We start from the raw sequence: 16,486 nt of genomic DNA on the forward strand, positions 1-16,486 counted from the left end.
GAAATCCGGTTTAGCCGCGGTGGCGGACTGGGCTCGGGCGGGCGTGGTCCAGGGCGACCAGGAGGACCGCCAGGGCGTAGATGGCGAGGCCGATGAGGAGGGCGTTCGCCAGGGTGTCGCGGTAGCCGTGGGTCTGCGCGTCGAGGAAGGGGTAGAGGTACCGGGCCGGCGCGGAGGGGGACCGGAGCGCCGCCTGGGTGAGATAGAAGGCCAGGTAGGCGAGGGGGTAGAGGAGCCAGGTCGCGGCGTGGCGCAGGCGCAGGCGGGCCGCGGGGGTGAGCAGGAGCCAGTCCAGGAGGGCCGCCAGTGGGGCGACCGTGTGGATGAGCTGGAGCGCTGCCCACTGGGCGTGCCAGCGGGCGGGGGGCGGGGCCGCGTCCGTCATCGTGAACGGCGGCGTGGCGTGGGCCAGCAGGACCTGGTAGGTCAGGGCGCTGATCACGGCGTAGAGGAGAGCGGCGCCGGTCACGGACGCGGGCAGGGGGCGACGCGTTCGCCAGGCTCTGGAGGCCGACGAGAGCATGACGACGGCCAGCAGGATGTCGGCCTGGACGCTGAAGTAGCTCAGGGTCCGGGCCGGGGTGCCGAGGAGGAGCTGCAGGACGACGCCGCCGGCCGCCGCGAGGGCGATCATCAGGCGGAAGAGCGCTGCCAGGGGGCGGTGCGTGGGGCCCACCACCGCCGTGGCCGGGACCGGGGCGGGCAGCAGGAGGGGCGGGCCGGGCACCGCGGGCAGGTCCGGGATGTCCCTGGGTATCGGGGCGGTCATGCCCTCACGCTAGGCAGAGGGGATGAATGGGGCCATATGGGGCAGTCCGAATGGGTTTGCGGCCACCGTGGTCCGCCCTTCCGACCCTCCGACCCTCGGTCCTTCCGCCATCGACAGGGGGCCGCCGCCCGGCACCCGCCTGGCGCGCCCCCAGTCCCGGCGCCCCCCCGGTTCAGGACGGCGCCCCGGCCCAGGGCGCCGTCCGGCCTACTCCCGGCCGACCAGCGTCAGCAGCGTCGCCTCCGGCGGGCAGGCGAAGCGGATGGGGGTGTAGCGGTTGGTGCCGCAGCCCGCCGACACGTGCAGGTAGGACGTGCGGCCCTCCGCCGTGTGCCGGGACAGGCCCTTCACGCGGTCCGTGTCCAGGTCGCAGTTGGTGACCAGGGCGCCGTAGAAGGGAATGCAGAGCTGGCCGCCGTGGGTGTGGCCGGCCAGGACGAGGGGGTAGTCGTCCGCCGTGAAGGAGTCGAGGACGCGCAGGTAGGGGGCGTGGACGACGCCCATCGAGAAGTCGTACGAGCCGGAGGGGCCGCCCGCCACCTGCGCGTAGCGGTCGCGCTTGATGTGCGGGTCGTCCAGGCCCGTCAGCTCGATCGACACGCCCTCGACCTTCAGGACGCCCCGGGTGTTCGTCAGGTTCAGCCAGCCCGCCGCGTCGAAGCCGTCCCTGATGTCCTCCCAGGGGTTGTGGATCACGCCCACGGCCGGTGGGTTGCCGTTCAGGCCGTGCCGTCCGCTCGTCTTCTCCAGCAGGTAGCGGGCGGGGTTGCGGAGCCTCGGGCCGTAGTAGTCGTTGGAGCCGAAGACGTACGCGCCCGGGAACTCCATCAGCGGGCCGAGCGCGTCGAGCACGTCGGGGACGCCCTCCGGGTCGGAGAGGTTGTCGCCCGTGTTGATCACGAAGTCCGGGCGCAACCCCGCCAGCGACTGCAGCCAGCGCTGCTTCTTGCGCTGGCCGCGCACCATGTGGATGTCGGAGACCTGGAGCACGCGCAGCGGACCCATGCCCGGCGGGAGGACCGGGACCGTCACCCGTCGGAGGCGGAAGGAGCGGGCTTCGAAGCCCGCCGCGTAGGCCACTCCGGCGGCGCCTGCCGCCATGATTCCCAGGGGTACTCCATATCGCGCGCGCATACGACCATCGTGTCAGACCCCGCGGTATGCCCGGGACCGGCCGCCCGGGAAATCAATGGGCGTTCGCGCCCCGGTACCTGAGACAATCGGCCCCATGACCACCACGCTCAAGTCGAAGCTGCAGGACGACCTCAACGCCGCGATCAGGGGGCGCGACGAGCTCCGCTCCTCGACGCTCCGGCTGACGCTCACCGCGATCACCAAGGAGGAGGTCGCGGGCAAGGAGAAGCGCGAGCTCTCCGACGACGAGGTGCAGAAGGTGATCACCCGTGAGGCCAAGAAGCGCCGCGAGGCGGCCGAGGCCTTCGCGCAGGGCGGCCGCGCCGAGCAGGCCGAGCGGGAGAAGGCGGAGGGCGAGATCCTTGCCGCGTACCTGCCGAAGCCGCTCAGCGACGACGAGCTGAACGCGATCGTCGCCCAGGCCGTCGAGGAGGCCAAGGCGGGCGGCGCCGAGGGGCCGCGGGCCATGGGCGCCGTGATGAAGATCGTGAACCCGAAGGTGGCCGGCCAGGCCGAGGGCGGCCGCGTCGCCGCCGCGGTGAAGAAGCTGCTGCAGGGCTGAGACGCGCCACCGGCGCCTGATCACGCCGGTGGCCCGCCCCCGGACACCGCGTGCACGACCACGGGGCCGCACCCTCTCGCAGAGGGTGCGGCCCCGCCGTTTCACAGTCGCCCCGTCATGGGGGAGGCGTCATCCCCGGCGCCCCCCGTTGCCGTTCCCGTGCGTGCCGCCGTTGGTCTGGCCCTCGATGAAGTTGTCGGGGAAGGAGAAGGTCGGGGTCGGGACGGTCCCGCCGGTGTCACCGCCCTGGCTTGTTCCCCCGTTTGTCGGTCCGCCGATCAGTCCCCCGGTCCGTCCCCCCGTGTTGTCCCCGTTCCTGTCGCGTCCCCCCTGATCGCCTTTTCCCTGGTCACCACCGTCCCCCTGGTCGTCCGGGATGTCGACGAGCTGGAAGTCCGGGGCGTCCTTGCCGGCGAGGGCGCCGGCCATGGCGTCCCGCCAGATGGGACCGGGGACCTGACCGCCGAAGACGAGATCGCGGTAGACGCCGCCGATGGTGATCCCGGTCATCTTCACGTTCTGCTTGGCGCTGCCCACCCAGACCGCGCCGGACATGTTCGGGGTGTAGCCGACGAACCAGGCGTTCTTGCGCTCGTCGGTCGTACCCGTCTTGCCCGCGCTCTCACGGTCGTTCAGGCCCGCCTCCTGGCCGGTACCGGAGTCGACCACACCGCGCAGCAGCGTGTTGACCGTGTCGGCGGTCTTCTCGCTCATCGCGCGCGAGCAGGTGGACTTGGGCACCTCGAGCGACTTCTGCTCGGTGCCGACCTTCTGGACGATCGACTCGATGGCGACCGGCGTGCAGTACATCCCGCGGGAGGCGAAGGTGGCGTAGGCGCCGGCCATGGTCAGCGGGGAGAGGCCGATCGAGCCGAGGGCGATCGACGGGGTCTCCGGGAGCTTCGAGCCGTCACCCTGCACCACGTGCAGCGCGTCGGTCATCTTCACCACCGGGCACAGGCCGATGTCGGAGATGAGCTGCACGAAGTAGGTGTTGATGGACTTGGCCATCGCCTCCTTCATGCGGTACGGGCCCTTCTCCGACTCGTTCTCGTTCTCGACCGTCTCGTTCTTGGTGTTGACGTACGGGTTGCTGCTGCACCGCTGGACGGGGCTCGGGTAGTTCATCTTGTACGGCGCCGAGTACTCCTGCGTCGCCGGCTTGCCGCCCTCGATCGCGGCCGCCGCCACGAACGGCTTGAACGTCGAACCGGTCGGGAAGCCGTAGTTCGAGCCGCCCAGGTCCCGGTCGACCGAGAAGTTGTACTCCGTCTCGTTGTTGCCGTAGCCGAACGGCTTCGACTGACCCATGGCCAGGACCTTGCCGGTGCCGGGCTCGACCAGCGTGGCGGCCGCCGCGACCTTGTCGGACTTGTAGACGTGCTCCTTCAGCGAGGCCTGGACGGAGTCCTGGGCCTGCGGATCGAGCGTCGTACGGATGGTCAGTCCGCCGCGGTTCCAGAGCTTGGCGCGCTCATCGCGGGTCTTGCCGAAGGTCGGGTCGGTCAGGAAGACGTGCTCCACGTACTTGCAGAAGAACGCGGAGCCCTTCGTCGCGGTGATGCAGCCGTTCTTCGGCTGGCTGACGTGCAGTCCGAGCGGCTTCTCCTTGGCCCGGTCGGCCTCCGCCTGGGAGACGTTGCCGACCTCCGCCATGCGCTGCAGCACGGTGTTGCGCCGCTTGGTGGCCTCGGCCTCGTCGTTCACCGGGTCGTAGCGGCTCGGGGACTGCACGATGCCGGCCAGCAGCGCCGACTCCTGCAGGTTCAGGTCCTTGGCGTGCTTGGAGAAGTAGCGCTGGGCGGCCGCCTCGACGCCGTAGGCCTGCTCGCCGAAGAAGGTGATGTTCAGGTAGTTCTCGAGGATCTTCTTCTTGCCCAGCTTCTCCTCGATCTGGATCGCGTACTTCAGCTCCTTGACCTTGCGGCCGAGGGTCTGCTGGGTGGCCTCGGCGACCTTCGTCGGGTCGTCGCCGGCCTCCTCGATGAAGTAGTTCTTCACGAGCTGCTGGGTCAGCGTGGAGGCGCCCTGGGAGACGCCGCCGCTCTGCGCGTTCTTGTTCAGGGCGCGCAGCACGCCCTTGAGGTCGATCGCGCCGTGCTTGTAGAAGCGCGAGTCCTCGATCGCGACGATCGCCTTCTGCATGTACGGCGAGATGTTCTTGAGGTCCACCACCGTGCGGTCACGGGAGTAGACGGTCGCGATCTGGGCCCCCCGGCTGTCCAGTATGGTCGTGCGCTGACTGAGCTGGGGGCTCTTGAGGTTGGCCGGAATCTCGTCGAAGCCCTTGACCGAGCCCTTGGCCGCGAGGCCCAGCGCGCCGGCCGCGGGCAGCGCGATGCCTGCCATCACGGCTCCCGCGAGCACACTGACTCCGAGGAACTTGGCGGCCTGCTGCGTCGCCGACAGGCCACCGCTCGAGCGCTTCTTTGCCATGGGGGCAGCCTAATCCGTACTCATGAGCGTTCCGAGGGAGCGGCCCTCCGTCGGGATGTTCGGGTGCCGGATCGTGACGTGCGCGCCTCCGGCCCGGCGGCCCGGGGCCGCTGTCACGGCACGGCGAAGCGGGGCCTACGTTCTCATTCGCCGGACAGGCGCACAGGCCTTGGCCTAAGCTGCTCGTAACTGTCACAGCGGCGGGCCACACATCAATACGTCCGGCGAACCCGAATCGTTCCGGAAGTACCCCTGAATCTTCGGCGGGGCGTGTCCGATTCCGCCTCGTGTGTCACCTGACGCACCGTGTGGCACACCACAGCCGTCCCGGTATGCCGGGATGGTCGCGCATGTCGTCAGCTCACTCCCCCGGGTGATCTGCCGCTTACCCATAGTCCGTTCGGACCATTCAAGATTGGGCCCGAAGGGGGTGTTGCGCTGTGCCCACCTTCCGTAACGTCCTCAACTGGCGGCGGTGAATATGCCGCTGCCGCCGTGGGGGAGCCTCGATTCGGGAGAGGACGGCGCCGGTATGGGCTGGGTAACCGACTGGAGTGCGCAGGCTGCCTGCCGCACTACTGATCCGGATGAACTGTTCGTGCAGGGAGCAGCGCAGAACAGGGCCAAGGCGGTGTGCACCGGATGTCCGGTACGTACCGAGTGCCTGGCCGACGCGCTGGACAATCGCGTCGAGTTCGGCGTGTGGGGAGGCATGACGGAGCGGGAGCGCCGCGCACTGCTGCGCCGGCGGCCCACGGTGACCTCCTGGCGCAGGCTGCTGGAGACCGCACGCTCGGAGTACGAGCGCGGCGCGGGCATCGTGTCCCTCGACAGCGACGAGGTGTACGAGAACTACGCGGCGGTCAGCTGAGGGCACATGCCACTGGGTGTCGCCCCGGAACCATTCGGGGCGAGCGCGGTCGAGGCGTGCGTGGTTGAGGCGACGGCCGCTCCAGGAGCGGCCTCGGCCCCGGCCGGCGGGTACGCGTCGGCGTGACGCTGCCCGCTGGGCAGGTGGCCGCCGGGCCGACGAGCGACAGTGGTCCGTCGGAGTGGCACTGGCCCGTCGCAGCGGTGACGGGGTGTCGCGGCGGTGCGGCCCCCGACGCGGCGTGGGTGACAGGCGCTCTGGCTAGCCGCGTGCGCCCGCTGTCCGAGCACGCGACCGACGCGCATGCCTGCCAGGAGCAGTCACGCGCGCGCGAACGCGCGGTGCGTGCCGTCCGCCGGACCCGCGCGGACGACCGCCACGTACGCGGACGACCGCCACGTACGCGTGCACGCCGAGCGGTAAGCGCTACGACAGTTCCGTACGCCCCGCCGCCAGCCGGTCGCCGATGTCGCGCAGCCCCGTGAGGTCGTGCACGTCACCGGGCAGCGCCGGTACCTCGACGACCGCCACTTCGGGATGACGGGCGAGGAAACGGTCACGCGTGCGCTGCTCGCGCGAGAGCAGATGCATGCGCTCGGCGTGCAGTCTCAGCAGGCCTGCGGTGAGCTGGTCCACAGTCCGCTCCGGGTCCGCGGCGGGGGAGCCGTCGTCGGTGCCGGCGGGGGAGCCGTCGTCCGGAGCCGATGGCGTGGCAGCGGGAGTTTCTGAACTGCCTTGCGTGTCGGGAGAGTTACGAAGTCCAGCTTTCCCGTCCCCCTGATCCACAATGCGGGGGTCCTCAAGATTTTCCGCGGCGTCGAGGGCCCGCTCCGCGGACAGCCGCCCGGCGCCGCTGCCGTGGACCCGGTTCAGCACCAGCCCCACCAGCGGCATGGCCTCCGCGGCCAGCCGCTCCACGAAGTACGCCGCCTCGCGCAGCGCGTCCCGCTCCGGCGCCGCCACCACCAGGAACGCCGTACCGGGCGCCTGGAGCAGCTTGTACGTGGCGTCCGCGCGGGTGCGGAAGCCGCCGAAGGTGGTGTCCATCGCGGCCACGAACGTCTGCACGTCCTTCAGCAGCTGACCGCCGAGCAGCTTGCCCAGGGTGCCGGTCATCATCGACATGCCCACGTTGAGGAAGGCCATCCCCGCGCGGCCGCCCAGCTTGGCCGGAGCGGTCAGCAGACGGATCAGCCGGCCGTCCAGGAAGGAACCGAGCCGCTTGGGCGCGTCCAGGAAGTCCAGCGCCGAGCGGGACGGCGGGGTGTCGACCACGATCAGGTCCCACTCGTCCCGCGCCCGGAGCTGCCCCAGCTTCTCCATCGCCATGTACTCCTGCGTGCCCGCGAAGCCCGCCGAGAGCGACTGGTAGAAGGGGTTCGCCAGGATCGCGGCCGCCCGCTCACTGTCCGCGTGCGCCTCCACGACCTCGTCGAAGGTGCGCTTCATGTCGAGCATCATCGCGTGCAGCTCGCCGTCGCCCTCGGTGCCCTTGACCCGCCTGGGCACGTTGTCGAGGGAGTCGATGCCCATCGACTGGGCGAGCCGGCGGGCCGGGTCGATGGTGAGGACGACCACCTTGCGGCCCCGCTCGGCCGCCCGCAGGCCCAGCGCCGCCGCGGTCGTCGTCTTGCCGACGCCGCCCGAGCCGCAGCACACCACGATCCGGGTGCCCGGGTCGTCCAGCAGCGGATCGACGTCCAGCACGCGCGCGGGGGAGAGATGAGGTCGGGCGGCGTCCTGCGCCTCGGCCGGGTCCACGCTCATGACAACCCCTGCTTCCGCAGCTCGGTGGCGAGTTCGTACAGGCCCGCGAGGTCCATGCCCTCCACGAGCAGCGGCAGTTCGTGCAGCGGCAGCTCCAGTTCGCCGAGGACCGCGCGCTGCTCCTGCTCCAGCGCGTGCCGCTCGGCGTACTCGGCCGCCTGCTCCAGCAGCGGGTCCACCAGCCGCTCGGCGTGCCCGCCGCGCCGCGCCCCGCCGAGCCCGGCGGCCGACAGGGACCGCGCGACGGAGGCGCGCGGCACGGTCCGTACGAGTTCCAGGTCCTCCGCGTCCAACACCCCCGGCCGGACCATGTTCACGATGACCCGGCCCACCGGTAGCCGCGCCGCGCGGAGTTCGGCGATCCCGTCGGCGGTCTCCTGGACGGGCATCTCCTCCAGCAGCGTCACCAGGTGCACCGCCGTCTCCGGCGACTTCAGCACCCGCATCACCGCCTGCGCCTGATTGTGTATCGGGCCGATCTTGGCGAGTCCGGCGACCTCGTCGTTGACGTTGAGGAACCGGGTGATGCGGCCGGTGGGCGGCGCGTCCATCACCACGTAGTCGTAGATGAACCGCCCGGCCTTGTCCTTGCGGCGGACCGCCTCGCACGCCTTGCCGGTCAGCAGGACGTCCCTGAGTCCCGGCGCGACCGTGGTGGCGAAGTCGATCGCGCCGAGCTTCTTCAGCGCCCGGCCCGCGCCGCCGAGCTTGTAGAACATCTGGAGATAGTCCAGAAGGGCGAGTTCGGGGTCGATGGCGAGGGCGTACACCTCCCCGCCACCGGGTGCGACCGCGATCTTCCGTTCCTCGTAGGGCAGCGCATCTGTCTCGAAGAGCTGTGCGATGCCCTGCCGACCCTCGACCTCCACGAGAAGCGTCCGCTTCCCCTCGGTCGCGAGGGCCAGCGCGAGTGCGGCGGCGACCGTCGTCTTGCCGGTCCCGCCCTTGCCGCTGACGACCTGGAGCCTGCTCACGTATTCGAGCCTAACCAGTCCGGCCGATGTCCACGCGGGAGGCTGTGGACAACCGCGCTCCCGACCGGCCCCCGGGACCCCCTTCCGCCGTCCTCGCGTCCGGCGCCTTCCGCTCCCTGCCCGGCGTACGGCACACCCGTGCACCGGTGCCCGCCGCGGGCGACGGAGGCCGTGGTCGGCCGCCTGACCGGGTGACCGCAGCGGCTACAGTCGGCCCATGACCAAGAAGTGGGAATACGCGACCGTGCCGCTGCTCGTCCATGCCACGAAGCAGATCCTGGACACCTGGGGCGAGGACGGCTGGGAGCTCGTCCAGGTCGTGCCCGGGCCGAACAACCCCGAGCAGCTCGTGGCCTACCTGAAGCGGGAGAAGCAGGCGTGAGCGCGGTCGAGGAGAAGCTGGCCGAACTGGGCCTGACCCTGCCGGAGGTCGTGCCGCCGCTGGCCTCGTACCAGCCGGCCGTGCGGTCCGGCGTCTACGTCTACACCGCCGGCCAGCTGCCGATGGTGGAGGGCAAGCTGCCGGTCACCGGCAAGGTGGGCGCCGAGGTCACGGCCGAGGAGGCCAAGGAGCTGGCCCGCACCTGCGCGCTGAACGCGCTGGCCGCCGTGAAGTCCGTCACCGGCGACCTGGACCGCATCGCGCGCGTGGTGAAGGTCGTCGGCTTCGTCGCCTCGGCCGCTGACTTCACCGGGCAGCCGGGTGTCGTCAACGGCGCCAGCGAGCTGCTCGGCGAGGTGCTGGGCGAGAAGGGCGTGCACGCCCGCAGCGCGGTGGGCGTCGCGGTGCTGCCGCTGGACGCCCCGGTGGAGGTCGAGATCCAGGTCGAGCTCGACCGGTAACCTCTCTGACCTCGGGTGCCTCTCGAACATTCGCCCTACACGGGATAGCCTCCGGCCATGGCGAACGGTCAGTGGTATCCCCCGGAGTGGCCCGACCGCATCCGCGCGCTCGCGGACGGCACCCTCGTGCCGGTGACCCCGAAGCGCGCGGCCACCGTGCTCCTCCTGAAGGACACCGCGGCCGGTCCGGCCGTCCACATGCTGCGCAGACGCGCCTCCATGGCCTTCGCCGGAGGCGCGTACGCGTATCCCGGCGGCGGTGTCGACCCGCGCGACGACGACCGCCTGGTCCGCTGGGCGGGTCCCACGCGCGCGTGGTGGGCCGAACGGCTGGGCGTCGACGAGAGCGGCGCCCAGGCCGTCGTCTGCGCCGCCGTGCGGGAGACGTACGAGGAGGCGGGCGTCCTGCTCGCCGGCCCGGACGCCGGCTCGGTGGTCGGGGACACCACCGGGGACGACTGGGAGGCCGACCGCGCCGCCCTCGTCGCGCGCGAGCTGTCGTTCGCCGAGTTCCTGGACCGCCGCGGCCTGGTGCTCCGCTCCGACCTGCTGGGCGCCTGGACCCGTTGGATCACCCCGGAGTTCGAGTCCCGGCGCTACGACACCTGGTTCTTCGTGGCCGTCCTGCCCGAGGGCCAGCGCACCCGCAACGCCTCCACGGAGGCCGACCGCACGGTGTGGATCCGCCCCGAGGAGGCCGCAGCCGGGTACGACAGGGGCGAGCTGCTGATGATGCCGCCCACCATCGCCACCCTGCGCCAGCTCCTGCCGTACGACACGGCGGCCGGGGCGCTCGCGGCCGCGCCGGCGCGGGACATGACCCCGGTGCTGGCCAGAGCCCGCCTGGTGGACGGCGAGATCGTCCTGTCCTGGCCCGGGCACGACGAGTTCACCAAGCATGTCCCGGCGAGTGGGACGGCCACCGGCGGGGCACCTGGGACGGAACGCGGGACGACGGCCCCGAGCACCGGAGGAGGCCCCGCATGACGGACGCAAGCGCCCTGCCCGGACAGCCCCGGGGCGGTGTCCTCACGGGTCCGGCGACCGAACGCGCCGTCAACGTGCTCGCGCCCAACGCCTCCGCGATGACCCTGGACGGCACCAACACCTGGATCGTCTCCGAGCCCGGCTCCGACCTGGCCGTGGTGATCGACCCCGGGCCGCTGGACGACGGCCACCTGGGCGCCGTCGTCGACACGGCCGAGAAGGCCGGCAAGCGCATAGCCCTGACCCTGCTCACCCACGGCCACCCCGACCACGCCGAGGGCGCCGCCCGGTTCGCCGAGCTGACCCGCACGCGCGTGCGCGCCCTCGACCCGGCGCTCCGGCTCGGCGACGAGGGCCTGGCCGCCGGTGACGTGATAGCGGTCGGCGGTCTGGAGCTGAGGGTCGTACCGACCCCCGGGCACACCGCGGACTCTCTCTGCTTCCACCTCCCGGCCGACCGGGCGGTGCTGACCGGGGACACCATCCTCGGGCGCGGCACGACCGTCGTGGCCCACCCGGACGGCCGCCTCGGCGACTACCTGGACTCCCTGCGCCGCCTGCGCTCCCTCACCGTGGACGACGGCGTCCACACGGTCCTGCCGGGCCACGGGCCGGTCCTGGAGGACGCCCAGGGGGCCGTCGAGTTCTACCTCGCCCACCGCGCCCACCGGCTCGCCCAGGTCGAGACGGCCGTCGAGGACGGCTACCGCTCCCCGGCGCAGGTCGTCGCCCACGTGTACGCCGACGTCGACCGCTCCCTGTGGCCGGCGGCGGAACTGTCGGTGCGGGCCCAGATGGACTACCTGAGCGAGCACGGACTCATATAGCGGTCCCGTACGCCGGGTGCCCGTCGGGCCGGGCTCCCGCAAGCCGCGGCCACCCGCAGGGCGGGTGGCGCAGGCCCGCGGGGCCGCTCAGAGCCGGTCCTCCGGCCGGGGGGCCTTCACACCGTGCACGCGCGCGTACTCGGCGGCCAGCCAGGGGCCGAGGTCGTCCACGTACGACCGCAGTACGTCCGCGTCGCCGACGGGCTCGTAGCCGCACTCCGCCGCCCGGCGCATCTGCGCGGCCCGCTCCGGGTAGTGGGCGCCGAACGCGCCGGCCATCTCGCGCAGGTCGCTGGTCCAGCCCCGCCAGCGGGGCATCACGAGGGTGAAGCCGGTGCGCACGAGGTGCCGGGACATGAAACGGACGAGCGGCCGCAGCGCCTCCTCGGTGCCTGCCGTCCGCTCGATCCGCTCGCGCCAGCGCGGCAGCAGCAGGGCGAGGTCGCCGTTGGTCTCCCGGGCCAGCAGGGAGTCGGGGCGGTACCGGGGCAGGTGCGCGGCGAGGTCGTCCCCGAGCAGCGGTGTGCACAGGCAGGCGACGAACCAGCCCATGTCGTGCCGCTCCATCTCGCTCAGCAGCCGCCCCCGGCCGTACAGCAGCGCGCCGACCCCGTCGATCTGCGGGAACTCCTCGTCGAGGCGCTCGCCGAAGGCCCGCACGTCCTGCCGGTCGGCGTCCGTCGGCTCCTCGCGCAGCGCAAGCAGCAGATCGAAGTCGCTGCGCCCGGGGCGCGCGGTGCCGCGCGGGATCGACCCGTAGAGGTACGCGCTGTGCAGCCGCGCCCCGAGGAGGTCCGGCAGCCGGTCGCGCGCGGCGGCCACGACGGGGCGGAACGCGTCCGGCACGCGCGCGAGGGAGCCCTCGCGGACGAGGAACCCCTGCGTGTCGAGTCCGGGACGCTGAACGGTGTCGGTCATGCGTTCACTGTGCCCGGTGCGGGGCCCCGGGGCGGGCGATTTACGGGCTGTCGGCATTGCGATGGGCCTTGCCGCCCCGCGCGGGGCATGCGAAAGGCCCCGCCGTACGGCAGGGCCTCACGCGCGTGTGCGGGCGGTCAGCGGGACCGCTTGGCCAGGCGCTCCACGTCCAGCAGGATCACGGCACGCGCCTCCAGGCGGAGCCACCCGCGCCCGGCGAAGTCCGCCAGCGCCTTGTTCACGGTCTCGCGCGAGGCGCCGACGAGCTGGGCCAGCTCCTCCTGCGTGAGGTCGTGGACGACGTGGATGCCCTCCTCGGACTGAACGCCGAAACGGCGGGAGAGGTCCAGCAAGGCGCGCGCGACACGGCCGGGGACGTCGGAGAAGACCAGGTCGGACATGGCGTCGTTGGTCTTGCGCAGGCGGCGGGCGACGGCGCGCAGCAGGGCGCCGGCCACCTCCGGGCGCACGTTCAGCCAGGGCTGGAGGTCGCCGTGGCCGAGGGCGAGCAGCTTGACCTCGGTGAGCGCGGTCGCGGTCGCGGTGCGCGGGCCCGGGTCGAACAGCGACAGCTCGCCGATCAGCTCGCTGGGGCCGACGACGGCGAGCATGTTCTCGCGGCCGTCGGGAGAGGTGCGGTGCAGCTTGACCTTGCCCTCGGTGACGACGTACAGCCGGTCACCGGGGTCGCCCTCGTGGAACAGCGAGTCACCACGCGCGAGGGTCACCTCACTCATGGAGGCGCGGAGCTCCGCGGCCTGCTCGTCGTCGAGCGCCGCGAAAAGCGGATTGCGCCGCAGAACGTCGTCCACGAGTTCTCTCCCTTGTCGACCTGCTCAGGGGACCATGATCCCCCGGCTACCAGGGGACCGTGTTCCCCGTTTTGCCGGGCGGTCCAAACAGTGTGATCTGTCACAAGGATGCCGCACAGATGTCCCGGGGTACGCGGCAGGGGTCCAATCGGGGGCCGATCCCCCGGGTCCGGGGCGGATGTCGGTGCCGGGCTTTAGGCTGGCCGGGTGTCCAAAACGCCGGTGAGAGCACAGGGCAAGGGGGCTGCACGGGTGGTTGCACGTCGAGATTCCGCTGTGGGCGAACAGGGTCCCGGCAGTAGTAGTAAAAGCGACAAATCGTCCAAAAAGGTCGCACCGGCCGAGAAGGCGGTGGGCGCCGAGAAGGCCGTGCCGGTGAAGAAGTCCGCGCCGGTCAAGAAGATCGCCGTGAAGCCGCCGGCCGGGGAGTCGCGCACCGCGCTGGTCCGCCGCGCCCGCCGCATCAACCGCGAGCTCGCCGAGGTCTACCCCTACGCCCACCCGGAGCTGGACTTCGAGAACCCGTTCCAGCTCCTGGTCGCCACGGTCCTGTCGGCCCAGACCACCGACCTGCGGGTCAACCAGACCACCCCGGCGCTCTTCGCCAAGTACCCCACGCCCGAGGACCTCGCGGCGGCCAACCCGGAGGAGGTCGAGGAGATCCTGCGCCCCTGCGGGTTCTTCCGGGCCAAGACCAGGTCGGTCATAGGCCTCTCGAAGGCCCTCGCCGAGGACTTCGGCGGCCAGGTGCCCGGAAAACTGGAGGAACTGGTCAAGCTGCCCGGCGTGGGCCGCAAGACCGCCTTCGTCGTCCTGGGCAACGCCTTCGGGCGGCCCGGGATCACCGTGGACACGCACTTCCAGCGGCTGGTCCGGCGCTGGCAGTGGACCGACGAGACCGACCCCGACAAGATCGAGGCGGCCGTCGGCGCCCTGTTCCCCAAGAGCGACTGGACCGACCTGTCCCACCACGTGATCTGGCACGGCCGCCGCATCTGCCACGCCCGCAAGCCCGCCTGCGGCGCCTGCCCCATCGCCCCGCTCTGCCCGGCCTACGGCGAGGGCGAGACCGACCCGGAGAAGGCGAAGAAGCTCCTGAAGTACGAGAAGGGCGGCCTCCCCGGCCAGCGACTGAAGCCGCCGCAGGCCTACCTCGACGCCGGCGGCAGGCCCGCGCCGCCGCTGGGGGCCGGATGACGGAACGATCTCGGTGCCCTCGGGCGTTGGACACGGCAGGACGGGGGTGGCGATGACGTACACGCACGAGACGCACGACACGCACAGGGGGCCGGTGACACTGAGCGAGGAGGGCCTTCCCGACTGGCTGGACCCGGTGGTGCGGGCGGCGCGGACGGTCCAGCCGCTCCAGCTCAGCCGCTTCCTGCCGCCGGAGAACGGCTCGGGACGGCAGTCGGCCGTGCTGATCCTCTTCGGCGAGGGCGAGCGAGGCCCCGAGCTGCTGCTCATGGAGCGGGCCGGCTCCCTGCGCTCCCACGCCGGCCAGCCGTCCTTCCCGGGCGGCGCCCTGGACCCGGAGGACGGCGATCCGGCGGGCGACGGACCGCTCAGAGCCGCGCTGCGCGAGGCCGAGGAGGAGACCGGCCTCGACCCGTCCGGCGTCCAGCTCTTCGGCGTGCTGCCCGCGCTCTACATCCCGGTCAGCGGCTTCGTCGTCACCCCCGTGCTCGGCTGGTGGCGCGAGCCCAGCCCGGTCGGCGTCGTCGATCCCAACGAGACGGCCCGCGTCTTCACCGTCCCCGTGGCGGATCTCACGGACCCCGCCCACCGGGCCACCGCCGTCCACCCGAGCGGCCACCGGGGTCCGGCATTCCTGGTCGAATCGGCCCTGGTCTGGGGTTTCACCGCCGGAGTGATCGACCGTCTGCTGCACTACGCGGGCTGGGAGCGGCCCTGGGACCGGGACAAGCAGGTCCCGCTCGACTGGCGGTCATGACAGGGTGAACCCCGTGCTGTGTTCGCCCGAGGGCAGTGACGTCGGCGGCTGCGCCGCGGGCCCTCGGACCCCCGGCCGAGGCTGCTGGGACCGGAGTGGAGTAGGCGAGGCCTGAAGCAGTGAACGTGCTGGACATCCTGTTGCTGGCCGCGGCCGTGTGGTTCGCGGTCGTGGGCTACCGCCAGGGCTTCGTCGTCGGCATCCTGTCGGTGATCGGGTTCCTCGGCGGCGGCCTCGTCGCCGTGTACACGCTGCCCGTCATCTGGGACGCCGTCTCCGACAACGCCCCGGTGGGCACCACCGCGGCCGTCGTCGCCGTGGTCGTCGTCATCGTCTGCGCCTCCGTCGGCCAGGCCCTGACCACCCACCTGGGCAACAAACTGCGCCGCTACATCACCTGGTCCCCGGCCCGCGCGCTGGACGCCACCGGCGGCGCCCTCGTCAACGTCGTCGCGATGCTGCTCGTCGCCTGGCTGATCGGCTCCGCCCTCGCCCAGACGACCCTGCCGACGCTGGGCAAGGAGGTCCGCAGCTCCAAGGTGCTGCTCGGCGTCTCCGAGGCGCTGCCCGCACAGGCGGACACATGGTTCCAGGACTTCACCTCGGTCCTCGCCCAGAACGGCTTCCCGCAGGTCTTCAGCCCCTTCTCCAACGAGCCGATCAAGGACGTGGAGCCGCCCGACCCGGCCCTGGCGAACAGCGCGGTCGCCACGCGCGCCCAGCGGTCCATCGTCAAGGTCACCGGCACCGCGCAGAGCTGCGGCAAGGTCCTTGAGGGCAGCGGCTTCGTCTTCGCCGACCGGCGTGTCATGACCAACGCGCACGTCGTCGGCGGCGTCGACGAGCCCACCGTCCAGATAGGCGGAGTGGGCCGCAAGTACGACGCGAAGGTCGTCCTGTACGACTGGAAGCGCGACATCGCCGTGCTCGACGTACCGGACCTCACGGCGAACGCCCTGAAGTTCAGCACCCAGGACGCGTCCGGCGGCGACGGCGCGATCGTCGCGGGCTTCCCGGAGAACGGCTCCTACGACGTGCGGGCCGCGCGGGTGCGCGGACGCATCACCGCCAACGGCCCGGACATCTACCACCGCGGCACGGTCGGCCGGGACGTCTACTCCCTGTACGCGACCGTCCGTCAGGGCAACTCCGGCGGCCCGCTGCTCACGCCCGACGGCAGGGTCTACGGAGTGGTGTTCGCCAAGTCCCTCGACGACGCCGACACCGGCTACGCCCTCACGGCGGACGAGATCCAGCAGGACATCGCCCGGGGCCGCACCGCGAACCAGCAGGTGGGCACCGACAGCTGCGCCCTGTGATCCCGGAGGCGGGGGACCGGCCGCGGTGACGACCCCGGGCGGCGGATCAGCCGCGCGGGTGACGCAGACGTACCGAGACCCAGCGGGCCCGGCGGCGCAGGATACGCGGAATTCCCACCCTGAGGTCCGCCTCCGCGAGCCGCGGAGTGCCTCGCTGCGGGGAGCTCAGCCCGGAGGCCGAGCGGCGGTTGCGGGGTGCGTCACTGTAGTCGTGCGTCCAGCCCATACCCCGACATCTGCCCCGCCCGAAGGTCGATAACCGCGTCCGCGCCCCCCAATTGGCCTATGCGGCGGGCATGTGGCCGTTCGAGGA

17 protein-coding genes are annotated in these 16,486 nt (G+C 71.8%); 9 read left to right on the forward strand and 8 right to left on the reverse strand.

Features of this window, described 5'->3' with window-relative positions; genetic code table 11:
• Positions 1-10: 10 nt before the first annotated feature.
• Entirely contained in the window at positions 11-769 is a 759-nt protein-coding gene (locus ACZ7JA_RS11110) for a Pr6Pr family membrane protein (protein WP_470807924.1), read from the reverse strand.
• Positions 770-976: 207 nt separating this feature from the next.
• Positions 977-1,903, reverse strand: a complete 927-nt coding sequence (locus ACZ7JA_RS11115) for a metallophosphoesterase (protein ID WP_351667423.1) — start codon at positions 1,901-1,903, stop codon at positions 977-979.
• 94 nt (positions 1,904-1,997) lie between these two features.
• Between ACZ7JA_RS11115 and ACZ7JA_RS11120 the strand changes: the two genes are divergently transcribed.
• Positions 1,998-2,465 (forward strand): GatB/YqeY domain-containing protein, encoded by a 468-nt coding sequence (locus ACZ7JA_RS11120; RefSeq protein ID WP_351667421.1) that lies wholly within the window; start codon positions 1,998-2,000, stop codon positions 2,463-2,465.
• Positions 2,466-2,594: 129 nt separating this feature from the next.
• On the opposite strand, the gene ACZ7JA_RS11125 is transcribed toward ACZ7JA_RS11120, so the two are convergent.
• Complete coding sequence (locus ACZ7JA_RS11125) at positions 2,595-4,901, reverse strand: transglycosylase domain-containing protein (protein ID WP_470807925.1); 2,307 nt, start codon at positions 4,899-4,901, stop codon at positions 2,595-2,597.
• A gap of 532 nt (positions 4,902-5,433) precedes the next feature.
• Here ACZ7JA_RS11125 and wblA point away from each other — a divergent pair.
• Positions 5,434-5,772, forward strand: a complete 339-nt coding sequence (wblA, locus tag ACZ7JA_RS11130) for a transcriptional regulator WblA (protein ID WP_174266212.1) — start codon at positions 5,434-5,436, stop codon at positions 5,770-5,772.
• A gap of 426 nt (positions 5,773-6,198) precedes the next feature.
• Here wblA and bagB read toward each other — a convergent pair whose 3' ends face one another.
• Together bagB and bagA are read right to left on the reverse strand one after the other, a co-directional pair.
• Entirely contained in the window at positions 6,199-7,539 is a 1,341-nt protein-coding gene (bagB, locus tag ACZ7JA_RS11135; RefSeq protein WP_351667416.1) for an ATPase BagB, read from the reverse strand.
• Complete coding sequence (bagA, locus tag ACZ7JA_RS11140) at positions 7,536-8,513, reverse strand: ATPase BagA (protein WP_351667414.1); 978 nt, start codon at positions 8,511-8,513, stop codon at positions 7,536-7,538. The genes bagB and bagA overlap by 4 nt, the downstream gene beginning before the upstream one ends.
• A gap of 217 nt (positions 8,514-8,730) precedes the next feature.
• Between bagA and ACZ7JA_RS11145 the strand changes: the two genes are divergently transcribed.
• The 4 genes from ACZ7JA_RS11145 to ACZ7JA_RS11160 are packed head-to-tail and all read left to right on the forward strand — an operon-like array spanning position 8,731 to position 11,170.
• Positions 8,731-8,895 carry a DUF4177 domain-containing protein gene (locus ACZ7JA_RS11145; RefSeq protein WP_136744038.1) on the forward strand — a complete coding sequence of 55 codons (165 nt, stop codon included), beginning with the start codon at positions 8,731-8,733 and terminating at the stop codon, positions 8,893-8,895.
• Positions 8,892-9,356, forward strand: a complete 465-nt coding sequence (locus ACZ7JA_RS11150; protein WP_351667412.1) for a RidA family protein — start codon at positions 8,892-8,894, stop codon at positions 9,354-9,356. The genes ACZ7JA_RS11145 and ACZ7JA_RS11150 overlap by 4 nt, the downstream gene beginning before the upstream one ends.
• A 57-nt stretch (positions 9,357-9,413) precedes the next feature.
• On the forward strand, positions 9,414-10,343 hold the full coding sequence (locus ACZ7JA_RS11155) for an NUDIX hydrolase (protein WP_351667410.1): 930 nt from the start codon (positions 9,414-9,416) through the stop codon (positions 10,341-10,343).
• Complete coding sequence (locus tag ACZ7JA_RS11160) at positions 10,340-11,170, forward strand: MBL fold metallo-hydrolase (protein WP_351667408.1); 831 nt, start codon at positions 10,340-10,342, stop codon at positions 11,168-11,170. Before ACZ7JA_RS11155 ends, ACZ7JA_RS11160 begins: the two co-directional genes overlap by 4 nt.
• Before the next feature lie 87 nt (positions 11,171-11,257).
• Here the strand turns inward: ACZ7JA_RS11160 and ACZ7JA_RS11165 are convergent, their stop codons facing one another.
• Together ACZ7JA_RS11165 and ACZ7JA_RS11170 are read right to left on the reverse strand one after the other, a co-directional pair.
• On the reverse strand, positions 11,258-12,088 hold the full coding sequence (locus tag ACZ7JA_RS11165; protein ID WP_389300703.1) for a nucleotidyltransferase domain-containing protein: 831 nt from the start codon (positions 12,086-12,088) through the stop codon (positions 11,258-11,260).
• A 137-nt stretch (positions 12,089-12,225) separates the two neighbouring features.
• The gene (locus tag ACZ7JA_RS11170; protein WP_199211391.1) at positions 12,226-12,900 is read right to left on the reverse strand and encodes a Crp/Fnr family transcriptional regulator; all 675 of its coding nucleotides are present in this window, start codon (positions 12,898-12,900) and stop codon (positions 12,226-12,228) included.
• A gap of 276 nt (positions 12,901-13,176) precedes the next feature.
• On the opposite strand from ACZ7JA_RS11170, the gene nth reads away from it, so the two are divergent.
• The 3 genes from nth (at position 13,177) to ACZ7JA_RS11185 (ending at position 16,173) form a co-directional block, all read left to right on the forward strand.
• A complete protein-coding gene (gene nth / locus ACZ7JA_RS11175; protein WP_351667403.1) occupies positions 13,177-14,097 on the forward strand; it encodes an endonuclease III in 921 nt (306 codons plus the stop codon).
• A 52-nt stretch (positions 14,098-14,149) separates the two neighbouring features.
• Positions 14,150-14,854 carry an NUDIX hydrolase gene (locus ACZ7JA_RS11180; protein WP_351667401.1) on the forward strand — a complete coding sequence of 235 codons (705 nt, stop codon included), beginning with the start codon at positions 14,150-14,152 and terminating at the stop codon, positions 14,852-14,854.
• Between the two features lie 119 nt (positions 14,855-14,973).
• Positions 14,974-16,173, forward strand: coding sequence for a MarP family serine protease (locus tag ACZ7JA_RS11185; RefSeq protein ID WP_351667399.1), 1,200 nt, complete (start codon positions 14,974-14,976; stop codon positions 16,171-16,173).
• 46 nt (positions 16,174-16,219) lie between these two features.
• Here ACZ7JA_RS11185 and ACZ7JA_RS11190 read toward each other — a convergent pair whose 3' ends face one another.
• Positions 16,220-16,399: a hypothetical protein gene (locus ACZ7JA_RS11190; RefSeq protein ID WP_351667397.1), complete on the reverse strand. Its 180-nt coding sequence runs from the start codon at positions 16,397-16,399 to the stop codon at positions 16,220-16,222.
• Positions 16,400-16,486 lie beyond the last annotated feature (87 nt).

This window comes from Streptomyces sp. NPDC038135, assembly GCF_055601245.1.

What these genes read in the sequence shown, in the direction of transcription:
- ACZ7JA_RS11110 (WP_470807924.1), bottom strand. Translation starts at nt 769, where the DNA reads ATGACCGCCCCGATACCCAGGGACATCCCGGACCTGCCCGCGGTGCCC.
- ACZ7JA_RS11115 (WP_351667423.1), bottom strand. Translation starts at nt 1,903, where the DNA reads ATGCGCGCGCGATATGGAGTACCCCTGGGAATCATGGCGGCAGGCGCC.
- ACZ7JA_RS11120 (WP_351667421.1), top strand. Translation starts at nt 1,998, where the DNA reads ATGACCACCACGCTCAAGTCGAAGCTGCAGGACGACCTCAACGCCGCG.
- ACZ7JA_RS11125 (WP_470807925.1), bottom strand. Translation starts at nt 4,901, where the DNA reads ATGGCAAAGAAGCGCTCGAGCGGTGGCCTGTCGGCGACGCAGCAGGCC.
- wblA (WP_174266212.1), top strand. Translation starts at nt 5,434, where the DNA reads ATGGGCTGGGTAACCGACTGGAGTGCGCAGGCTGCCTGCCGCACTACT.
- bagB (WP_351667416.1), bottom strand. Translation starts at nt 7,539, where the DNA reads ATGAGCGTGGACCCGGCCGAGGCGCAGGACGCCGCCCGACCTCATCTC.
- ACZ7JA_RS11145 (WP_136744038.1), top strand. Translation starts at nt 8,731, where the DNA reads ATGACCAAGAAGTGGGAATACGCGACCGTGCCGCTGCTCGTCCATGCC.
- ACZ7JA_RS11155 (WP_351667410.1), top strand. Translation starts at nt 9,414, where the DNA reads ATGGCGAACGGTCAGTGGTATCCCCCGGAGTGGCCCGACCGCATCCGC.
- ACZ7JA_RS11160 (WP_351667408.1), top strand. Translation starts at nt 10,340, where the DNA reads ATGACGGACGCAAGCGCCCTGCCCGGACAGCCCCGGGGCGGTGTCCTC.
- ACZ7JA_RS11165 (WP_389300703.1), bottom strand. Translation starts at nt 12,088, where the DNA reads ATGACCGACACCGTTCAGCGTCCCGGACTCGACACGCAGGGGTTCCTC.
- ACZ7JA_RS11180 (WP_351667401.1), top strand. Translation starts at nt 14,150, where the DNA reads ATGACGTACACGCACGAGACGCACGACACGCACAGGGGGCCGGTGACA.
- ACZ7JA_RS11190 (WP_351667397.1), bottom strand. Translation starts at nt 16,399, where the DNA reads ATGGGCTGGACGCACGACTACAGTGACGCACCCCGCAACCGCCGCTCG.